At 66.9% G+C, this 4483-nt stretch carries 5 protein-coding genes and 1 pseudogene; 5 read left to right on the top strand and 1 reads right to left on the bottom strand.

Features of this window, described 5'->3' with window-relative positions; all coding sequences use genetic code 11:
- Positions 1–48: 48 nt before the first annotated feature.
- A complete protein-coding gene (locus KME77_RS01195) occupies positions 49–435 on the bottom strand; it encodes a nuclear transport factor 2 family protein (protein WP_219460517.1) in 387 nt (128 codons plus the stop codon).
- A gap of 55 nt (positions 436–490) precedes the next feature.
- Here KME77_RS01195 and KME77_RS01190 point away from each other — a divergent pair, with 55 nt between their 5' ends.
- From KME77_RS01190 to KME77_RS01170, 5 genes and pseudogenes are all read left to right on the top strand, one after another.
- Positions 491–1042: a TetR/AcrR family transcriptional regulator gene (locus tag KME77_RS01190; RefSeq protein ID WP_219460514.1), complete on the top strand. Its 552-nt coding sequence runs from the start codon at positions 491–493 to the stop codon at positions 1040–1042.
- Positions 1043–1131: 89 nt separating this feature from the next.
- Positions 1132–2133, top strand: coding sequence for an ABC transporter ATP-binding protein (locus KME77_RS01185; protein WP_219460512.1), 1002 nt, complete (start codon positions 1132–1134; stop codon positions 2131–2133).
- 118 nt (positions 2134–2251) lie between these two features.
- Complete coding sequence (locus KME77_RS01180) at positions 2252–2752, top strand: Rv1363c family protein (RefSeq protein WP_219460509.1); 501 nt, start codon at positions 2252–2254, stop codon at positions 2750–2752.
- Positions 2749–3243: an Rv1363c family protein gene (locus tag KME77_RS01175; protein WP_219460506.1), complete on the top strand. Its 495-nt coding sequence runs from the start codon at positions 2749–2751 to the stop codon at positions 3241–3243. The genes KME77_RS01180 and KME77_RS01175 overlap by 4 nt, the downstream gene beginning before the upstream one ends.
- A 436-nt stretch (positions 3244–3679) precedes the next feature.
- Positions 3680–4483, top strand: a pseudogene (locus tag KME77_RS01170) (DNA-directed RNA polymerase subunit beta); the annotation flags it as partial.

Raw genomic sequence — 4483 nt, 5'->3', positions numbered from 1 at the left:
ATGACGGCCATGACCTCACCACAAGGATGACCGCCGGGTCCGCGCCGCTCAGGCGGCGCGTACCCGCTGCACGGCCGCGGTGTCCATGTAGTCGCGAGCGTGCACGATCATCCCGTCCCTGACCCGCAGGATCAGCAGCCCCGGCACCCCCACCTCCCGCCCGCCCACCGAGACCACGGCCGTCTGCTCGACCACGACCTCCGAAGGGTCGGTGGTCCGGCGGACGACCACGTCCCGGATCTCGGTGACGACGGCCGTCATCGCCCCCCACATCCGCGTATATCCGGCGCGAATCTCCTCCCGTCCGGTGAACGGCGGCATCCCGCCGAACGGGAACTCGTGCAGCCCGTCGGGGGCGTAGAGGCCGGCCAGCTCGTCGGCCGACTTGTGCAACATCGCGGCATGGTACGCGGCGACGATCTCCGAAATATCCACTCAACAAGCGTAGAGCCAAAAAACCAATACGGTCAACGCCTGTAGAGTGAACGCCGTGACCGAACGGGCGCAGAGACGCCGCAGGACCGAGGAACGCATCCTGGCCTCGGCCAGGAGCCTCTTCGCCGAGCTGGGCTTCGAACGCACCACCATCCGGGCCGTCGCCAAGGCCGCGGCGGTCGACCCGGCACTGGTCATGCAGTACTTCGGCAGCAAGCAGGGCCTGTTCAGCGCGGCCGTGCGGGTCGCCCCGCCCCTGGCGGCGCACGGGGACACCGACGAGCTGGTCGAGCAGCTCGTCGACAGCCTGGGCCTCAAGATGGGCGAGCTGCCGCAGAGCTCGCTGGCCATGATGCGCTCGATGCTCACGCACCCAGAGGCCGCAGTGGAGGCCCGCGCGGTGCTGAGCCGTCAGATCGCTCAGGTCGCCGAATCGATCACCGGCGACGACGCGCGGCTGCGCGCCGCGCTCCTGACGACGATCATGCTGGGCGTGACGGTCGGGCACCAGCTCCTGGAGCTCGACGAGCTGAGGGCGGCGTCCCAGAAGGACATCGCGCGGATCCTGCGGCCGGCCCTGCGGGCCATCGCCGATACCGAAGAGTAACCGCGGAGTAACAAGTTATTGGAACGGGTTCCAATTCCATCGATCCTCGCTACGGTGTGCTTGAAATCACACCAAAAGGGCGGTGACCGGTGGGCGTCGAAGTGGTGGTCGACGGACTGACCAAGTCGTTCGGCCGGCAGGTGATCTGGGAGGACGTCTCCCTCACGCTCCCCGCCGGTGAGATCTCGGTCCTGCTCGGCCCCTCGGGCACCGGCAAGTCGGTGTTCCTGAAGACGCTGGTGGGGCTGCTGCGCCCCGACCGCGGCCACATCTGGATCGACGGCCACGACCTCGCCAACTGCGACGAGAACAAGCTCTACGAGCTGCGCCGCCTGTTCGGGGTGCTGTTCCAGGACGGGGCGCTGTTCGGCTCGCTCAGCCTGTACGACAACATCGCCTTCCCACTGCGCGAGCACACCAAGAAGTCCGAGACCCAGATCCGCCAGATCGTCCTGGAGAAGATGGAACTGGTCGGCCTGCTCGGCGCCGAGACCAAGCTGCCCGGCGAGATCTCCGGCGGCATGCGCAAGCGGGCTGGCCTGGCCAGGGCGCTGGTGCTCGACCCGGAGATCATCCTGTTCGACGAGCCGGACTCGGGCCTGGACCCGGTACGGACCGCGTACCTGAACCAGCTCATCGTGGACCTCAACGCCGAGATCGAGGCGACCTTCCTGATCGTCACGCATGACATCAACACCGCCCGTACGGTGCCCGACGACATCGGGCTGCTGTTCCGGCGGGAGCTGGTCATGTTCGGCCCGCGCGAGATGCTGCTGTCCAGCGACGAGCCCGTCGTGCGGCAGTTCCTGAACGCCAGGAAGCACGGCCCGATCGGCATGTCGGAGGAGAAGGACGTCTCCGAGCTGGAGGCCGAGGCGCAGCTCGGGCACGACCCCGGCGCGCTGCCGCCGATCCCGCCGCAGCTCATGCCCACCGGCAACGGGATCCGCCGCACCCAGCGCCCGCCCGGCACGTGGCTGGCCGCCAACGGGGTCATCCCGCCGGCGGGGTCGTTCGTGGACGATCGCGGCCGTAACTGGCTGGAGGAGTATCCCCGCCTGGTAAACGAGCACCTCCACGGCGTCAGATAGCCCTGGAGGGCACGTTCCATCCCGTACCTGACTCTCATGTCGCCTCGGTTGTTTTCCGGGCTGTGGGAGCGTCTGGCGGGTTATCATCCCGGCGACCGAGCCGGAGAGGTGAGCGTACGTGGACGAACCCGCGCCCAGGTCACCCCGTGTCCTGATCGGCGTGCTCGTGCTGGTCGTGGTGCTGCTCGGCGCGGCGGTGGTGTTCCTGCGCCAGCAGGACGTCGCCGAGCAGGCCAGGGCCGACGACCGGCGGACCGCGCTGCGGGTGGCGGGCGAGCACGCGATCAACCTGCTCACGCTCGACTACAAGACCGTCGACGCTGACCTGAACCGCCTGCTGGCCACCTCCACCGGTCTGGCCAGGCAGGAGTACGCGGCCGGCGCCGCCGCGCTCAAGTCCGAAACGGTGAAGGACAAGGTGGTCCAGCACGGCGTGGTGCGCGCCGCCGCGATGGTGTCGATGACCGGGGTCACCGCGAGGGTGCTGGTCGTGGCCGACGTGGAGATCCGCAAGGAGGGCGGCAAGACACCCCAGCAGGACGGGTTCTACCGCTGGTCGATGGACATGACCAAGGTCGAGGGGGCTTGGCTGGTGTCGAAGGCGGTGCAGGTGAATTGAGGGCGGTCGTGATCGCGCTGCTGGTCCTGGCGCTCGGCCTCGGCGCGGCGTCGGGGGTGTTCTGGTACGACGCGCACGCCATGCGGTCCGACGAGGAGGCGGGGCAGGAGGCGCTGGCCGCCGCCCGTGAGCTGGCACCGGACCTGCTGTCGTACGACTACCGCACGGTCGAGCAGGACCTCGCCAGGGCGACGGGGCACACCACGGGGGAGCTGGCCAAGCACTACAAGCAGCTGTCGGCCGGGCTGGTGGCCAAGGTGAAGGCCGAGAGGACGGTGCAGACGGCGTCCGTCGCCGACGGCGGCGTGGAGGTCGCGGAAGGCGACCGGGTAGAGGTTCTCCTCTTCGTCAACATGGGTACGGAAAAGGAGATCACCGGGAAGGGCGGGCGCAGGTTTCAGCAGAGCAAGAACCGGGCCAGGTTCGTCATGGTCCGGCAAGATTCCCGCTGGTTGGTGGCCGACCTGTCGACCCTGATCGGGACCGCCTGAGGGCTCCGGCGAGTCGCCAACTTCAATTGTTACCAAAAAAGAGGTTTAGCGATGCCAAGCCGGCGGGTAACTGAGTCACAGCTACACCGGTTGTCGGCATGGGTTCGACCCCCGGTGTGACGGAGCGTTAACCGTCCCCGTTCGCGGGTATCGTCTTGGGCCTGACGGTAGGCGTCCGATCACACAGGGGAGAAAACCCAGCGTCCGGCCCCTGAGTCGGCGGAAAGTCCGGCTTACGGGCTTGACGTTTCCGCTCGAACGGGCGATGCTGCGACCAACGTGGAGCATGCAGCGAGAGCGAAGTGGACAGGCGTGTGCCGTTCGGCTACACTGCCTCTTTGCGCTGCCCTCTGACGACCCGCTCCGCTTGCTCACGTTGCGAGGTTGTCTGGCGTGCGTGTAGTCAGTCCGCCGCGAGCCCTCGGAAGGACATCTGTTGGCAGCCTCGCGCAACGCCTCCGCTGTACCCGCTGGTCCCCGTCGCGTCTCATTTTCGCGTATCCAGGAGCCTCTTGAGGTCCCTGATCTTCTTGCCCTGCAGACCGAATCGTTCGACTGGCTGCTCGGGAACGAGAAATGGAAGGCCCGGGTCGAGGCGGCTCGGCAGGCCGGGCGCAAGGACGTCCCGATTCAGTCGGGTCTTGAGGAGATCTTCGAGGAGATCAGTCCCATCGAGGACTTCTCGGGGACCATGTCCTTGTCGTTCCGCGACCACCGGTTCGAGCCGCCCAAGTACTCCGTCGATGAGTGCAAAGACAAGGACATGACCTTCTCCGCCCCGATGTTCGTGACGGCGGAGTTCATCAATAACACCACCGGTGAGATCAAGAGTCAGACGGTGTTCATGGGCGACTTCCCGCTCATGACGCCGAAGGGCACCTTCATCATCAACGGCACCGAGCGTGTCGTGGTCTCCCAGCTTGTCCGCTCGCCGGGCGTCTACTTCGAGCGCAATCTCGACAAGACCTCCGACAAGGACCTGTACGGGTGCAAGGTGATCCCGTCGCGGGGCGCCTGGCTGGAGTTCGAGATCGACAAGCGCGACAGCGTCGGCGTGCGCATCGACCGTAAGCGCAAGCAGGCCGTCACCGTTCTGCTCAAGGCTCTGGGCTGGACCACTGACGCGATCCTGGAGCGTTTCGGGCAGTACGAGTCGATGCGCGCCACGCTGGAGAAGGACCACACGGCGGGCCAGGACGACGCGTTGCTGGACATCTACCGCAAGCTGCGTCCGGGTGAG

Source organism: Nonomuraea rhizosphaerae (assembly GCF_019396405.1).
In the GTDB taxonomy this organism is placed as follows: domain Bacteria; phylum Actinomycetota; class Actinomycetes; order Streptosporangiales; family Streptosporangiaceae; genus Nonomuraea; species Nonomuraea rhizosphaerae.
The sequence above is the reverse complement of the archived record's forward strand: the minus strand, read 5'-3'. Positions and strand labels throughout refer to the sequence as shown.